This is a genomic window from Pedobacter punctiformis (assembly GCF_027213715.1).
In the GTDB taxonomy this organism is placed as follows: domain Bacteria; phylum Bacteroidota; class Bacteroidia; order Sphingobacteriales; family Sphingobacteriaceae; genus Pedobacter; species Pedobacter punctiformis.
The window spans coordinates 497,166-510,390 of sequence record NZ_JAPWGM010000002.1 but is presented as its reverse complement, the minus strand read 5'-3'; the positions used below and the strand labels follow the sequence as shown (position 1 = coordinate 510,390).

The following is a 13,225-nucleotide window of genomic DNA, read 5'->3' as shown; positions in this document are numbered from 1 at the left end:
TATATAATCAGATTGGCTGAAAGCATCGATCTAAAAAAGCAAACATTTTTGCAGATAATGAAGGACAATCTGTAATTTCAATTTTTATGACTTCGTTCTAAGAAAATTTTCTCAAAGCATTACGTTTCGAGAAGATGTGATTTATTATTATGCTTCATATTAGCTAGTGTAAGTATTGATATTAAGAGTTTGATCTAGTCAATATGTTTAATCCCATTCCGCCAATAATTAACTCTATTTAACAACCTAGTCGTCAGCAAGTAATTTATAATATTTTGTTAGTAAATGGTCTTTAGATCTTGGATTTTTTGAATTTGCTTTTATGAGTTTATCAATATATCATCTTGTTAGATCACTTGGTTGGTATATGTTATATTTGCTAGTATAATTTATATTACCCATAACCATAATGCACGCGATCAAAAAGGGAGCAAATTTCGAAAGGTTTGCGAAATTATTTTTAGAAAATATTTTAGAAGAACTAGGTTATGAGGTAGTTAGATCTAGGAATCAAAATTCTGGTACTCAGGATGGTTATGATAATGTAGTTGTTGTGGTTGATAAATATTTTCGACACCGCTGTATCTATGTGGAATGCAAGGATTATTCTTCTCAGCTAAACCATGCGGATGCAATGGAGAAAATTCCACATGTAATTTCTACCCATAAAAAGATTGACCTATTATTATTTATATCGCCTTATAGGGATTTTTCTAATCCTAACGAGGATTTAAAATTAGCAGGCTTTTATGAATTGCTATCGGATACTTGCCCAGTAGAATTTCTTACGCCAAATGCTTTCGTAAAGGAGTACTTTTCGTTATATCCAGAATTATACCAGCCAATTTATAAACTTGAGCCTGAACCCGTCGGAAAAGAACAACGGCAACGGTTATTGGGTAAGTTCGAGAAACTGCTCTTCTCAGATAAAAATCTTAAAAAGATAGTTGTCGATGAAACTCACAGAGAACTCTATATTGGCACTATTACCAAAGATCCGCATCACATCAAAAGAACACTGAGGGCCGAAAGTGAGGAAGATATTTATGAATGGGGAGACAATGATCGGAAATTTTTGATAGACCTCTTGCCTTCTTCTAAATGGGGTGTGGTCTTGCTGGGAAATCCTGGCTATGGCAAAACCAGCGAGTTGAAGGATTTTGCTATTGAATTGTGGGAAACTAGGGAGATGGGGATGCATATTCCGAAATATGAAAGATTGAGAGACTTTAATTCTGGAATGGCAATTGAGGATCTTTTACCCGATAATTATCAGCATATCGGCTCATTGGTGGTTATTTTGGACGGTATCGACGAGATTTATGATATTGCCGATTTCACCAATAAACTTAGGCGATTTTTCTCGGACAAACGAGAGTATTTAGATGAAGGCTCAATTAAGTTCGTCGTGAGTTGCAGAACCAATATTTATCTAAAATATATCAAGGTAATAGAGAACCTTAAGCCATATTTTCTAAACGGAGTGACAGAAGGTGGGGCAGTTCGCTTTTTGTATAACAAATACAGTATCGATTTGATCGGGCGAAAGGAATTTGATTTTTGGCGGTTCAGGGATATTATCCAAAATCCATTTTATCTAGAAATGATTGGCAAGAGCCTGATGATCAATCCTGATATTGCCATCTCAAGACCAAAGCTTATCGAGTCTTATATTGATCAAAGGCTTGAAGAGGATTTTATAGACAAGAACAGGAATGATATAACTTTTAGCAAGTCGGAGCAACTTCAAATAGCAAAAGAATTGGCCGTTGCCATGGAAGTGATGCAACGCTCTGAACTTAAGGAGAACGAAATTAGAGCAGTTCTCGGAGAGGGGAGAGACTGCGCTAAAAATCCCTTTTTGGAACAAAGTTCTTCCGGTACCTGGAGTTTTGAGCATAAGAACATACAAGAATTCCTAACCGCCCGAAGCCTATCTTTATTAGGTTTCGAGAGTATAATAGAACTTATCAGCATTGGCGATGGTAGTAATAAGGTTCATCCGAGTTGGTTTAACGTGATTTCTTTCCTGCTGAACATGTCTTTCGATGGTAAAACCTATTTAAAGCTAGTTGACTGGCTTGTGAAATATGATCTTGAACTGGTATTTTCTGCTGACCCAGGCAGCATTCCACAAGACATCAAAAATAGTGCACTTCAAACTATATTCAAGTCCACAACTATAGACCAAAGCTTGTGGCTACCAAATCTATCGGCTATTGCCACTTTAGGTAATACAGAAGCAAATGTGCAGTATCTTTTTGATCAGCTTGGAGATTCTTCCTTGCATATAAGGCCAAGAATGTCCGCTTCATCTTTACTCAGAGAAATGCCGCTGACTCTAAATTATCCAAAAAGACTCGAAGTCGTTTGCGAGCAACTGGTGCAGGAGTTTATAGCGAGTCCGGTAGAAATGCTCTACCTAATGGAAGATGTCCTGAAACTTGTTCTGGGTGCACCTAGATATCATAATGAGATCATTTTGACCTTTATAATTACTGAACTAAAAGAATTTGATCAACGAGAAATTGTCAGGCCAGTATTGGACAGCATTAGTGAAACAAATCTTTTTCAATACATAGATTACGTATTGGGTATTTTGAGTAAGTCGATTAAGGAAAAACCCTGGAATCATCGTTCAAAATATGGTTCAGTGGTTTCGACCAAAGAAAAAATATTCAATCTTTTCTGCAAAGTTGAAGACCCTCTGCTACTGATTCGGATTTTTAGCTACCTCATTGAGAGGCATAAGAATTATGAACTTAGAGAAAAGGACGTTAATGAATTTTATGTACACATCACTACCGTGTTCAAAATACATATTAATGATATCAAGGATAAGTTGGCAGAAGTGATAATCGATGCAGTCTTGGGAGATAAAATCAGGCATTTTGAGGATGATCTGCTTGTTAATCTGGTAAAGGTATGCCAGCTAGAGGGATTTATTGCTCCACGATTACTTAACCACGCTTCACAAGATTCGATGGTGGTTCATTTTGTCGCGGCCATTTTAAATGATAAGATTATAGAAATGGTCATTAATACCTATAACTCAGGGAAACTAGATGGAACGTTCATCAATTCGCTACGAAATATTACTAGCCACGATAATATCGATCTTGGTGTCCAATTTCAATCACTTATCCAAAGTAGAACTCCTTATCGTTTTGATGTCTTGGTGGATAAAAAAGAGAGAGAAAATGAGATTACATTTAATCAAAGCAGGGAACAGGCGGATTTTGATATAAGGTTTGACAAACATGGCCTTATGGCAGATATGGAAAAGATCTATGAGCATTTTGGTGTTCAGGTACTTTCCGATAAAAGGATGGAGGCTTTTAACAAGCTTTATTATGAGAGGGCAGATTTACGTAAAAGTATACATGCTTACTCCAAACAGTTTTTAAGTGAGATAATCTACAAAGGCTACAAAGTCGGAAAGGGCTTGCATAAAGATAGCTTATTGACAGCCCTAAGCGAGAATGACCTCGAACGTATCGAGGATATTCAAATTAATCTTCCTACGAATGATAGAACCGGGTTAATTGTGAGCGATCAACAAAGATCGGAAATTGAAGCATGGTGTCAAAGTCACCAGCAAAGAGCTTTGGATTTCTATATCGGTGCTCATGATGATGAGAAAAACACGGGTCAACACACCGCAAGATTAATTTTTGGTTTTCAGAAGTATTTTAAGTTCAATACGGTGAGTCCAGAGCTATTGCTCAAGATGATTTGGGACAGCGCCGATCATGAAAAGCTGAATCTGGATTATATGGATGGGGTCGTCCCTGAAAAAACAATAGAACAATATCTATTGTCGATTTTAGAGGATGATAACCTGTCAGTCTCAGGGCAGTTTTTTGTTTATCAGTATATAAAGGATAAAGAGCTTAAAGTTCCAGTTTACGAAGGCAGGCTCAAACGAGAAATAATTTCGGAACTGATCATTGGCAACAATTATTATCCTAGGGAAATAATTAAATTGTTTTTTGAAAATGACGTGCCGTTTTTGAAGTTACTTCTGCAACAATTTGGTCTAGATAATCGACATTCGCATTTTATATCTTTTCTACTCGATCAGTTGAAGAAAAATGGGAACTCTGAATGCGTAGAGCTATTTATTTCAACTAACTATTCTACTCTAATTATTGAACGTGTTATCGAAGAGGCAACTCTTATTTCGATGCTCATTAAAAGCAACAGCAAGTTTGCCTTCGAGTTAGTGTATCAAAAGATGCAAACAGAACCGGAGGTTAGCGAGCCGATTATAAGTGGTTACGGTAAATCTTGGGAATCCTACTCCAATAAAGAGGCTGTTCCAGTACTTCTGGACATTATCGCTGCTCATATTTCTGGGTTACATGGTAGAAGTATTTATGATCGTACTACAACCTCAGCTATCCGGATGGCCACCGAAGCTTTGCTTTCAATAGCAAAGACTCATGATGAAGTATTGTGCTTATCCATTCTTACAGGCTTTTTGTCTAGGGGATTTATTGGAAATGATAATGATGATATTTTCTACTTGAACGGATTTAAGCGAGATATCGACAATGTTATATCTATGCATCGCTCTAAGCCCTATAAATTGGCACAAGCCGTAGAATTGTTGCAAAAATATAAATATGATCTAATCTAGGTATATCTTATAAAGATTTGAGGGGGTTATTGATGTGAAGCTTTTACATTTGTTGGGGAGTCCCTTACAATTTGCCTTGGCTCATACAGCCAAGACAAATTAAAACTAGTACCATTTATATATGCCAACTTTTTTGTTCTAAAATAGTCCTCTCATGGTGTCAACGACATTTACAAAACTTAAAAATCCTTTAAATTTAAATGAAATTTTTCCTTTCCAAATCCTCTATTATAGGCTCAATAAGCAATAAAAAGCGATTTAAATGTTCAAAGTATTTCTGCTGATCGGTACAAAAAGTCTTTAGCATTTATGCTAAAGACTTTTTTACTTTTATATAGTTCTGTTAAAATCAGATAAGTGCTATCACTTATAACAGATCATTCATTTCCTGCCATTGATAAATTCTTACTTTTTCTGATTGATTGTTTGAGCTATTGATCATAGCTTTAGCTACATTCCGGCCATCTATACCACGATACTTTTTTAGGACCTTGCCTATAAGAATAGGATTAAGCACCGACCATATTTTTATAAAGACTTTTTCCAGCGGACGGTTTTCATTTCGGTTTCCCATCAGCATGGAGGGGCGGAAGATATGGGTATGGTCAAAATTAAGGGCAATTATGTCGCGTTCAATCTCCCCTTTGGTTTTAATGTAAAAGATATTTGAACTGGCATTTGCGCCAACAGCGGTAACCACAAAAACAGATTTTGCACCATTTTCTCTGGCAATTTTAGCGGCTAAAACGGGATAATCATGGTCAATTTGATAATATAGCGCTTCATCCGGAACATTTTTTTTAGTTGTCCCAATGGCAATATAAACTTCTTCGCCAATAATGTTTTCTTTTAAATCGGGTAGAGAATGGTAGTCGCCAACTAAGGTTTTTAATTTTGGATGACTTATTTTTAAATCTTTGCGAACTACAATTGTAACCTGTTCATAATTTACATCGTTCAGCAAGTCATTCAGTAAATAAGAACCTATAAAACCACTTGCACCAAAAATTATTGCTTTTTTCATTTAAATTTCTCTTTTGACCGGTCCCAATCTTAAGGAAAATTATTTTATAATGGCTTTAACAATAACAAAAATTACAAATTACAGTTAATCTTAATTAGTATGTTGTTTGCAATCTTTACAGATGCCTGAAACAATTAAATTCATACTATACACCTCAAACCCGGCAGGCATTTTCAAGGGTGGAATTTTTGTTTCGGCTAAACAATACACCTTCAAACAGTTGTTGCAATTGAAATGTACATGTTCATCATGGTGGTTGTGTGCTGTACACGAATTGGAACAAATGGCATAATTTGCCGTACCCTGGTTATCGAGTATGCGGTGGATAATGCCTTTTTCTTCAAAAGTTTTTAAAATGCGGTACAAGGTCACACGGTCTATCGCTTTACCAATTATGTTTTCAAGGTAAGGCTGAGATGTGGCCGAATTTCGGTTTGATAAAACATCGAGTACCTGTAAACGGGCACCAGTTCTTTTTAAACCATTTTTTAATAAAAGATCTTCGTATTTCTGTATTTTAATATTTTCCATAAAGCTGAATCATTAACAGTTAAATAATTAAAGTTGCTTTGGTAATCGAAACCGGTGGAGCGTAGGTTGCATTGGTATTGGCCAGTTTCAAAGTGCCTTTAACCCTGATGGGCTTATCTGTAAATTCTATCGGCTGGTTCATTTCGACCATAATCATAATTGGAATACCGTTTTGCCCACAAAAATAACATTGATTAATGGGCAAAGTAGCCAGCAAAAATTTAGCATGCTTCGCCGTATTTTTAACTGGAATTAAATAGCCCTTTAAATCAAATTCACTGTTATTAAACCTTTTTATCGTTTCGCCATAAATGGGCAGCAATTCATTTTTATCCGTCAGTTCAAATTTAACCGTACCAATTACATCCCAGTTTAAAGATTTGATCTGATCGGCAGCATGATGCTTTTTTTGTTGCGGAAAAGCATTCAAACTTACAAAAAGCAATAAAAGTGAGGTTAAATTTTTCATTTAAATTTGTTTTGCATCCAGTAAGAAAAAGTCTGAACGGTTATCTCCGGTTGTATTGATTATAAATTTTCCTCTGATTTTTATAGGTTTATCTGTAAAAGGAATCGGGTTTGTCATTTTAACTTCAATCATTGAAGGAATATCGCCAGTACCACAAAACGGACAAGACTCAATAGGCACAATAGACAACATAAACTCGCTGAATTTCATTCCGGCCTTTGTTGGATAAATATAACCCGGTAATTCAATTACTTTATTGTTTAAAGCCATTAACTCATTTGGAAAAACACTTACCCATTTAAGCTTTTCAACCTGCTTGTCGTACCGCAAGCCAATTAAATTCCAGTTGGTGGTGCGTAAATCCTTATGTACTTTAACCTGCGCACTGAGGTTAAACTGAATAAACAATAAGGCTATAAAAACGAGCTTCTTCATCAAACTATTTGGATAAGGTTTTAGCAATATCTACCCGGTAGGTTTGTAAAGCCGGAATAATGGCCGCAACAATACCGATGCATAGTCCTGCAATCAATAAATAAATTTCTTCGCCAACAAAATAAATACCTGTTAGCCGGGCTTGCGATGATTCCTGGTATAAGCCAATAATTTGTAATGCTGTATGTCCGATAATTAAACCAAGAATGGCACCTGCAAAGGTAATTAGTAAACCTTCCAGCATAACCAGGAAGAAAATTTTTACTTTTGAACCGCCCAGACAACGCATAACCGCTAAGTCGTATTTCTTTTCTTTCATAGAGTTGTATAAACTAATGAAAACACTCAGGGCAGAAATGGCCATAATTAAAATGGCAAACCATTTTAGGGTATCAATTCCAACCCCAATTAACGAAAATAACCGGGCACTTTCCATAGCAGGAGAGGCTGCCTGCATATTGGTACTTTGATTAACCATCCGCGGAAATAGTACCACAGACATTGGCGATCGGTACTGGATCAGGATAGAGGTAATTTCTTTATTGCTGATTTCTTTGCTTTCGGGTGCTTCATGATGTTCTTCTTCACCTGAAGGTTCATGCATTTTATACACGCTGCCAATATTCGTCAATACCAAATTATCGGTTACATTACCTTGCGGTACGAGAATACCTTTAACGATATAAGCATGTTGCTTATGTTCGTCGCTTGAATCATTTAAACCATGAGCGCCAAAAAAGGTATCTCCAATTTTTAATTTCGATTCTCTGGCCACACTGCTGCCAATGGTGACTTCCAGATCTTTGTTCCAAAAACTTCCGGAAGCCAGTTTTAAACCATATAAACCAACAAAAGAAGAATCGGTACCGGCAATCCGGAAACCATTGTAATTATCACCCAAAGCCAATGGAACGGCTCGTTTAACCATTGGGTTTTGCATCAACTCATAAGCATCTTTAGCCGGAATATTTCCAGTGGGAAAATCAATGTGGTAAATGCTGCTCAGAATCAATTGTAACGGACTTCCTTTTGCACCAACCACTAAATCTATATCTTTCGAATTGCTTTCTAATTTATTGCCAATTTGGGTAGAGGCCAGAAAAAGGATCGATAATATTCCAACGCCAAAAGCAACCAGAATAACATTTAAAAAGGTCGTGAGCTTATTTCTGAGTAGGTTTTTTGTGCTTATCTTAAAAATGTTCATTATAGTAAATATTCCCTTTCTACCCGATTTCTTATTCTTGTATCATGTGTCGCAATCACCAGCGAAGCACTATTTTCTTTGGCTTGCGTAATCAGCATGTCCATTACGTTCTCCGCATTTTTATCATCCAGACTCGAAGTAGGCTCATCTGCAATTAATAGCGTTGGGTGGTTAATCAATGCCCTGGCCACTGATACACGCTGCAGCTGGCCCTGGCTAAGTTCGCTTGGATATTTTTTCGCTTTTCCATCAAGCCCCAGCGATTCCAAAAGTGAAAAGATTTTACTTTTAATTACCGGTAAACCTGCAAAAGAACAGGCGATCTCGATATTTTCTGAAATATTAAGACTTTGAATCAAATGCGGCTTTTGAAAAACAATGCCAATATGCTGTCCCCTAAAACGGTCCATCGCTTTGCTTGAAAGGCTGTACAAATCTGTTCCATTTAAAACGATGTTGCCCTGTGTAGGTTTTAATAAACCCGAAATGCAGTTTAAAAGCGTGCTTTTTCCACTGCCAGATGAGCCAAGCAATAGCCATTGTTCATTGTCTCCAATGGTCCAATCCGGGAAATGTAGGATTGGTCCGTTGTTGTAGCGATGATTAAGAGATTCTACTTTAATCATAAATTTTTTGATTGTTTAACTTTTATAGCAGGTTGTACTGCAATGTTTTTAATGGCATAATGCCTGTAAATTTCTATTCCATCATTTGTGCCGTGCTTACAGGCTGGATTCATCATGGAAATAAGTATCAAAACTGAAATAAACAGCAGTTTAATTTTTCTCTGCATAATACAAATATATAATCTTTATTAATTGCAACAATGTTGTGTTACGAATGATACAATTAGGGTTTTAAATGAAACTTAATTGTGCTGATGAGGGCATGATCTGGTAAATTTTAAGTTTATAAAATGAGCCAGAGCAATGGTAAACCCTCCCAATGGAATTAATACAGGTTCTAAAAATCTAATACCCGAAAAATGACCAAAACCAATAAAGATAAAACCAGCTGTTAAGAGGATGACGGGCAAAATTTTGTGATGATGATTTCGGTATGACCGGCTTAACGACCAAATGCCTAAGCATAAAGAAATACCGATCATTGTGATTTCCACAGCCGGATTTGCTAAAAAATCCAAACCCCACAAAGGAAGTAGTGTAAGTAAAAAGGGGAGTAAAGCACAATGTACAGCGCAGGCCGTTGACGCCGTAATACCCAATTTGTCGAGCGTAAAAGTAATTCTTGATGATTTCATAAAAGTTAAAGTTTTAATGCAACAAATATAAATGCAATTATATTGCATTAAAAAGAAATGAATAATATATTTGCAACTTAATTGCATTTGTGTGATAAAAAACTGCAGCCAGTGATTAAGTGAGTTTTTAGGAAGTGGAGATCTGTTTTGATAACCTTTTTGAGCAGCAGTTTTTAAACATTAGTAATTAATATTTGATAAGTTTAAAAATAAATTTAGATTTGTCTAAAAATAAATTTAGATAAATATTTAAAACATGAAATCCCTTATTGTCTCATTATCGTTCTCTTTAATTTTTTTTAGCGCATCTGCTCAAATGGGATTAATTAAAGGTTTCGTTAAATCAAAAAATGCTCCTGCAGAAAACATAACGGTTAAAATATCAGGTATTAACAGATCTGTAAAAACAGATGTATTTGGTTATTATCAAATTGAAAATGTTCCTTACGGACGTTATGAGGTATCTGTTTCGGGTGTTGGATATCTGTTTCAGAAACAAAAAGCAGAAGTCAAGGCTGATATTTTGATCTTGGAAATAGAACTTAAAGAAACAGAATCTAACCTGGATGATGTGGTGATAACTGGCGTTAACAGGGCTACGCAATTGCGCAAAAGTCCGGTTCCTATAGCTGTACTTTCTAAAAAAACAATGGATCAAAATGTAAGCACCAACTTAATTGAAGCCATTGTAAAGGGAGTTCCAGGCGTAACAGCCGTTACAACAGGGCCAAATGTTTCTAAACCTTTTATTCGGGGTTTGGGTTATAACCGGGTTTTAACACTATATGATGGATTGAGGCAGGAAGGACAACAGTGGGGCGATGAGCATGGTATTGAAGTTGATGAGTATGGCATTAGCAGGGCAGAAGTGGTTAAAGGTCCTGCAAGTTTAACCTACGGATCTGACGCTTTGGCTGGTGTAATTAATATGATTCCTTTTAGTCCAGATTTTGAAAATGGTGAGCTAAAGGGTGATGTGACCATGAATTATCAAACTAATAATGGTATGATTGGTTCTTCGGTTGGGTTGGGTTATGTAAAAAATGACTGGAAATATAGCTTTCGTGCAACAGGCAAAACAGCGCACAGTTACTATAATAAAATAGATGGATTGGTTTATGGAACGGCCTTTAGGGAATATAATTTATCAGCAAGTGCAAGGGTAGATAAGAAATGGGGTTTTTCTAAAACATCAGCTACCTATTACGATAATTTAATGGAAATTCCGGATGGAAGCCGGGATTCACTCAGTCGTAAATTTACCCGGCAGGTTTTGGACGATGGTGATAACATTAAAAACAGACCAATTGTGCCGGAGGATGAATTAAATACGTATAAAATTAATCCGCTTCATCAGCATATTCAACACATCAGGTTGTACAATGCCAGTCAGTTTAAATTTGGAAACAGTGATTTAAATTTACTTATTGGCGGGCAACAGAGTATAAGGCGTGAGTTTAATCACCCCACTTTAGCCAAACAGGCAGGATTATATGTGGTGTTAAATACTTTAAATTACGATTTGAAATATAATCTTCCTGACTTTTCAGGTATTGAAAGTACCATTGGTATTAACGGAATGTATCAGGGCAACAGAAGTAAAAATGCAACGGATTTCCCAATTCCTGATTATAATTTATTTGATGCTGGCGTATTTTATTTTGCAAAAAAGACCTTCGGAAAGGTAGATGTTTCCGGAGGTGTCCGGATGGACAGGCGGAATATGAAATGGAAAGATTTTTATGTAGGGAATAACCCCGAAACCAATTTCGGTAAAAAGGTAAACGCTGGTACACCGGGTGCTAACCTGCAATTCCCTTCATTCAGCAAAAATTATTACGGCTTTTCAGGTAGTGTGGGTTTAACCTATAATATTTCTCAAAAACTATTAATTAAAGCCAATATTGCCAGAGGTTACCGGGCGCCTAACATTACTGAAATTGGTTCTAATGGTTTAGATCCCGGTGCACACATTGTGTATTTAGGAAACAGGGCTTTTAAACCTGAGTTTAACCTGCAGGAAGATATTGGCATTATTGCATACCTGAAAGATGTGGATATTAGTTTGGAGCTGTTTAACAACAACATTCAGAATTATATTTATCAATCACGTTTAACCGATGCCAGTGGAAATCCTGTTGTTATTGTACCCGGAAACCTTACTTATCAGTATCAGCAATCAAAAGCCCGCTTGTATGGAGCTGAAATGAGCATTAATTTGCATCCTGTAAATCTAAAATGGCTAACCTTTAATAATAGTTTGGCTTATGTAGTTGGCCTGAATAAGAATGAAACCCTGTTGGCAAAACATGGAAAATCCGCCAGGTATTTACCTTTTATTCCACCTTTGCAAATCAGAACAGAACTTAAAGCTACCGCCCAATCTAACATTGGCATATTTAATAAACCTTATGTAAAAGTAGATGCCGCCATTTTTGCTGATCAAAACCGTTTTTATGCTTTGGATAATACCGAAACCTTTACTGGTGGTTATACTTTATTAAATGCAGGCATTGGTTCTGCCGTTCAGGATAAATCAGGTAAAACTTTGTTTGATATTTTTATTCAGTGTGATAATATATTGAATAAGGCTTATCAGTCAAATTTGAACCGCCTAAAATATTTCGAATATTATGCATCTGCTCCAAATGGCCATTCAGGGATTTACAATATGGGGCGTAATATAAGTTTTAAAGTAATTGTTCCATTTTAGAAGGAAACAGAAAATATCTATAATACTTAAAGCTCTTCTGTTTTATTATATTTACCTTATGGAAGAATCGGTAAGCGAACAGCGTTTAAATATTTTAAGACAATCAATTGGTACAGTGATTACTTCGTCGCCATCAAATTTTATGAACTGGCTGGCTCCGGTAATGGTTAAAGCTGAAAATGGTATATTGGTTTGCCGCTACACCATCCGTAAAGAAATGACAAATCCTTATGGCATTTTACATGGGGGAGTAACGGCAGGCATTATTGATGATTTAATTGGCGCAACAGTTTATACAATGGGATTGAATGATCGTTTTACAACGGTAAACAATTATATTGATTACTTTGCCCCAGCCAGTGAAGGCGATGAAATTGTTGCTGAAACGGCTATTGTAAAACGAGGTAAAACCATATTAAATTTACAGTGCGAGATATTTTTACCTTCAAAAAAACGTTTAATAGCAAAAGGCTACTCCAATATGTTAAACATAGGTTAAGCCAATATTTACAATTGTAGAATTATTTATTAATTCCTTTAAATTGACAAAACATTCTCATAAAGATATTGTTGTAGATTTACTTAAAACCGTATGAGCCATGTTAACCAACTATTCTACCCTTCAATTTATTGTTAGAGGCAAAACCTTTAAAGGATTTTGCATGAGAATTCAGGACGACTTCCACGAAACGTATGCGGTTGTATTGGATGGCTATCATTCTTTCTGTATCTGGCTTGATAATAAATCATCACAATGGTATGCTTCAAAAAACGTTGCCATAGAACGTGATGCCATTTATGAAATTATCAATAGAATTTCCCTTCCAGAACAAAGTTCTTAACCTGCTTGTAGCAATATTGTTGCATAGGTAACATTCTGTTTGGTTTGCGGGTTTATGCAACATCATGCAGTTTTTTAATTGTTTTTTAGGTTCCTCCTTAA

At 36.1% G+C, this 13,225-nt stretch carries 11 protein-coding genes; 4 read left to right on the top strand and 7 right to left on the bottom strand.

The window, feature by feature from the left end; genetic code table 11:
- Window positions 1–409: 409 nt before the first annotated feature.
- Window positions 410–4,642 carry an NACHT domain-containing protein gene (locus tag O0955_RS08120; protein WP_269427041.1) on the top strand — a complete coding sequence of 1,411 codons (4,233 nt, stop codon included), beginning with the start codon at window positions 410–412 and terminating at the stop codon, window positions 4,640–4,642.
- Window positions 4,643–5,009: 367 nt separating this feature from the next.
- Here O0955_RS08120 and O0955_RS08115 read toward each other — a convergent pair whose 3' ends face one another.
- The 7 genes from O0955_RS08115 to O0955_RS08085 all read right to left on the bottom strand — a co-directional run bounded on the left by O0955_RS08115 (window position 5,010) and on the right by O0955_RS08085 (window position 9,569).
- On the bottom strand, window positions 5,010–5,666 hold the full coding sequence (locus tag O0955_RS08115; protein ID WP_269427040.1) for an NAD(P)H-binding protein: 657 nt from the start codon (window positions 5,664–5,666) through the stop codon (window positions 5,010–5,012).
- A gap of 90 nt (window positions 5,667–5,756) precedes the next feature.
- Entirely contained in the window at window positions 5,757–6,197 is a 441-nt protein-coding gene (locus O0955_RS08110) for a Fur family transcriptional regulator (RefSeq protein WP_269427039.1), read from the bottom strand.
- A gap of 19 nt (window positions 6,198–6,216) precedes the next feature.
- Window positions 6,217–6,666: a hypothetical protein gene (locus O0955_RS08105; RefSeq protein WP_269427038.1), complete on the bottom strand. Its 450-nt coding sequence runs from the start codon at window positions 6,664–6,666 to the stop codon at window positions 6,217–6,219.
- Entirely contained in the window at window positions 6,667–7,101 is a 435-nt protein-coding gene (locus tag O0955_RS08100) for a hypothetical protein (RefSeq protein WP_269427037.1), read from the bottom strand.
- A 4-nt stretch (window positions 7,102–7,105) separates the two neighbouring features.
- Window positions 7,106–8,308 carry an ABC transporter permease gene (locus tag O0955_RS08095; RefSeq protein WP_269427036.1) on the bottom strand — a complete coding sequence of 401 codons (1,203 nt, stop codon included), beginning with the start codon at window positions 8,306–8,308 and terminating at the stop codon, window positions 7,106–7,108.
- Window positions 8,308–8,934 (bottom strand): ABC transporter ATP-binding protein, encoded by a 627-nt coding sequence (locus O0955_RS08090; RefSeq protein WP_269427035.1) that lies wholly within the window; start codon window positions 8,932–8,934, stop codon window positions 8,308–8,310. Before O0955_RS08090 ends, O0955_RS08095 begins: the two co-directional genes overlap by 1 nt.
- 242 nt (window positions 8,935–9,176) lie before the next feature.
- A complete protein-coding gene (locus O0955_RS08085) occupies window positions 9,177–9,569 on the bottom strand; it encodes a MerC domain-containing protein (RefSeq protein WP_269427034.1) in 393 nt (130 codons plus the stop codon).
- A 256-nt stretch (window positions 9,570–9,825) separates the two neighbouring features.
- Between O0955_RS08085 and O0955_RS08080 the strand changes: the two genes are divergently transcribed.
- The 3 genes from O0955_RS08080 to O0955_RS08070 all read left to right on the top strand — a co-directional run bounded on the left by O0955_RS08080 (window position 9,826) and on the right by O0955_RS08070 (window position 13,124).
- Window positions 9,826–12,282 (top strand): TonB-dependent receptor, encoded by a 2,457-nt coding sequence (locus tag O0955_RS08080; RefSeq protein ID WP_269427033.1) that lies wholly within the window; start codon window positions 9,826–9,828, stop codon window positions 12,280–12,282.
- 58 nt (window positions 12,283–12,340) lie between these two features.
- The gene (locus O0955_RS08075; protein WP_269427032.1) at window positions 12,341–12,781 is read left to right on the top strand and encodes a PaaI family thioesterase; all 441 of its coding nucleotides are present in this window, start codon (window positions 12,341–12,343) and stop codon (window positions 12,779–12,781) included.
- 100 nt (window positions 12,782–12,881) lie between these two features.
- Complete coding sequence (locus O0955_RS08070; protein WP_269427031.1) at window positions 12,882–13,124, top strand: hypothetical protein; 243 nt, start codon at window positions 12,882–12,884, stop codon at window positions 13,122–13,124.
- The last annotated feature ends 101 nt before the right edge of the window (window positions 13,125–13,225 follow it).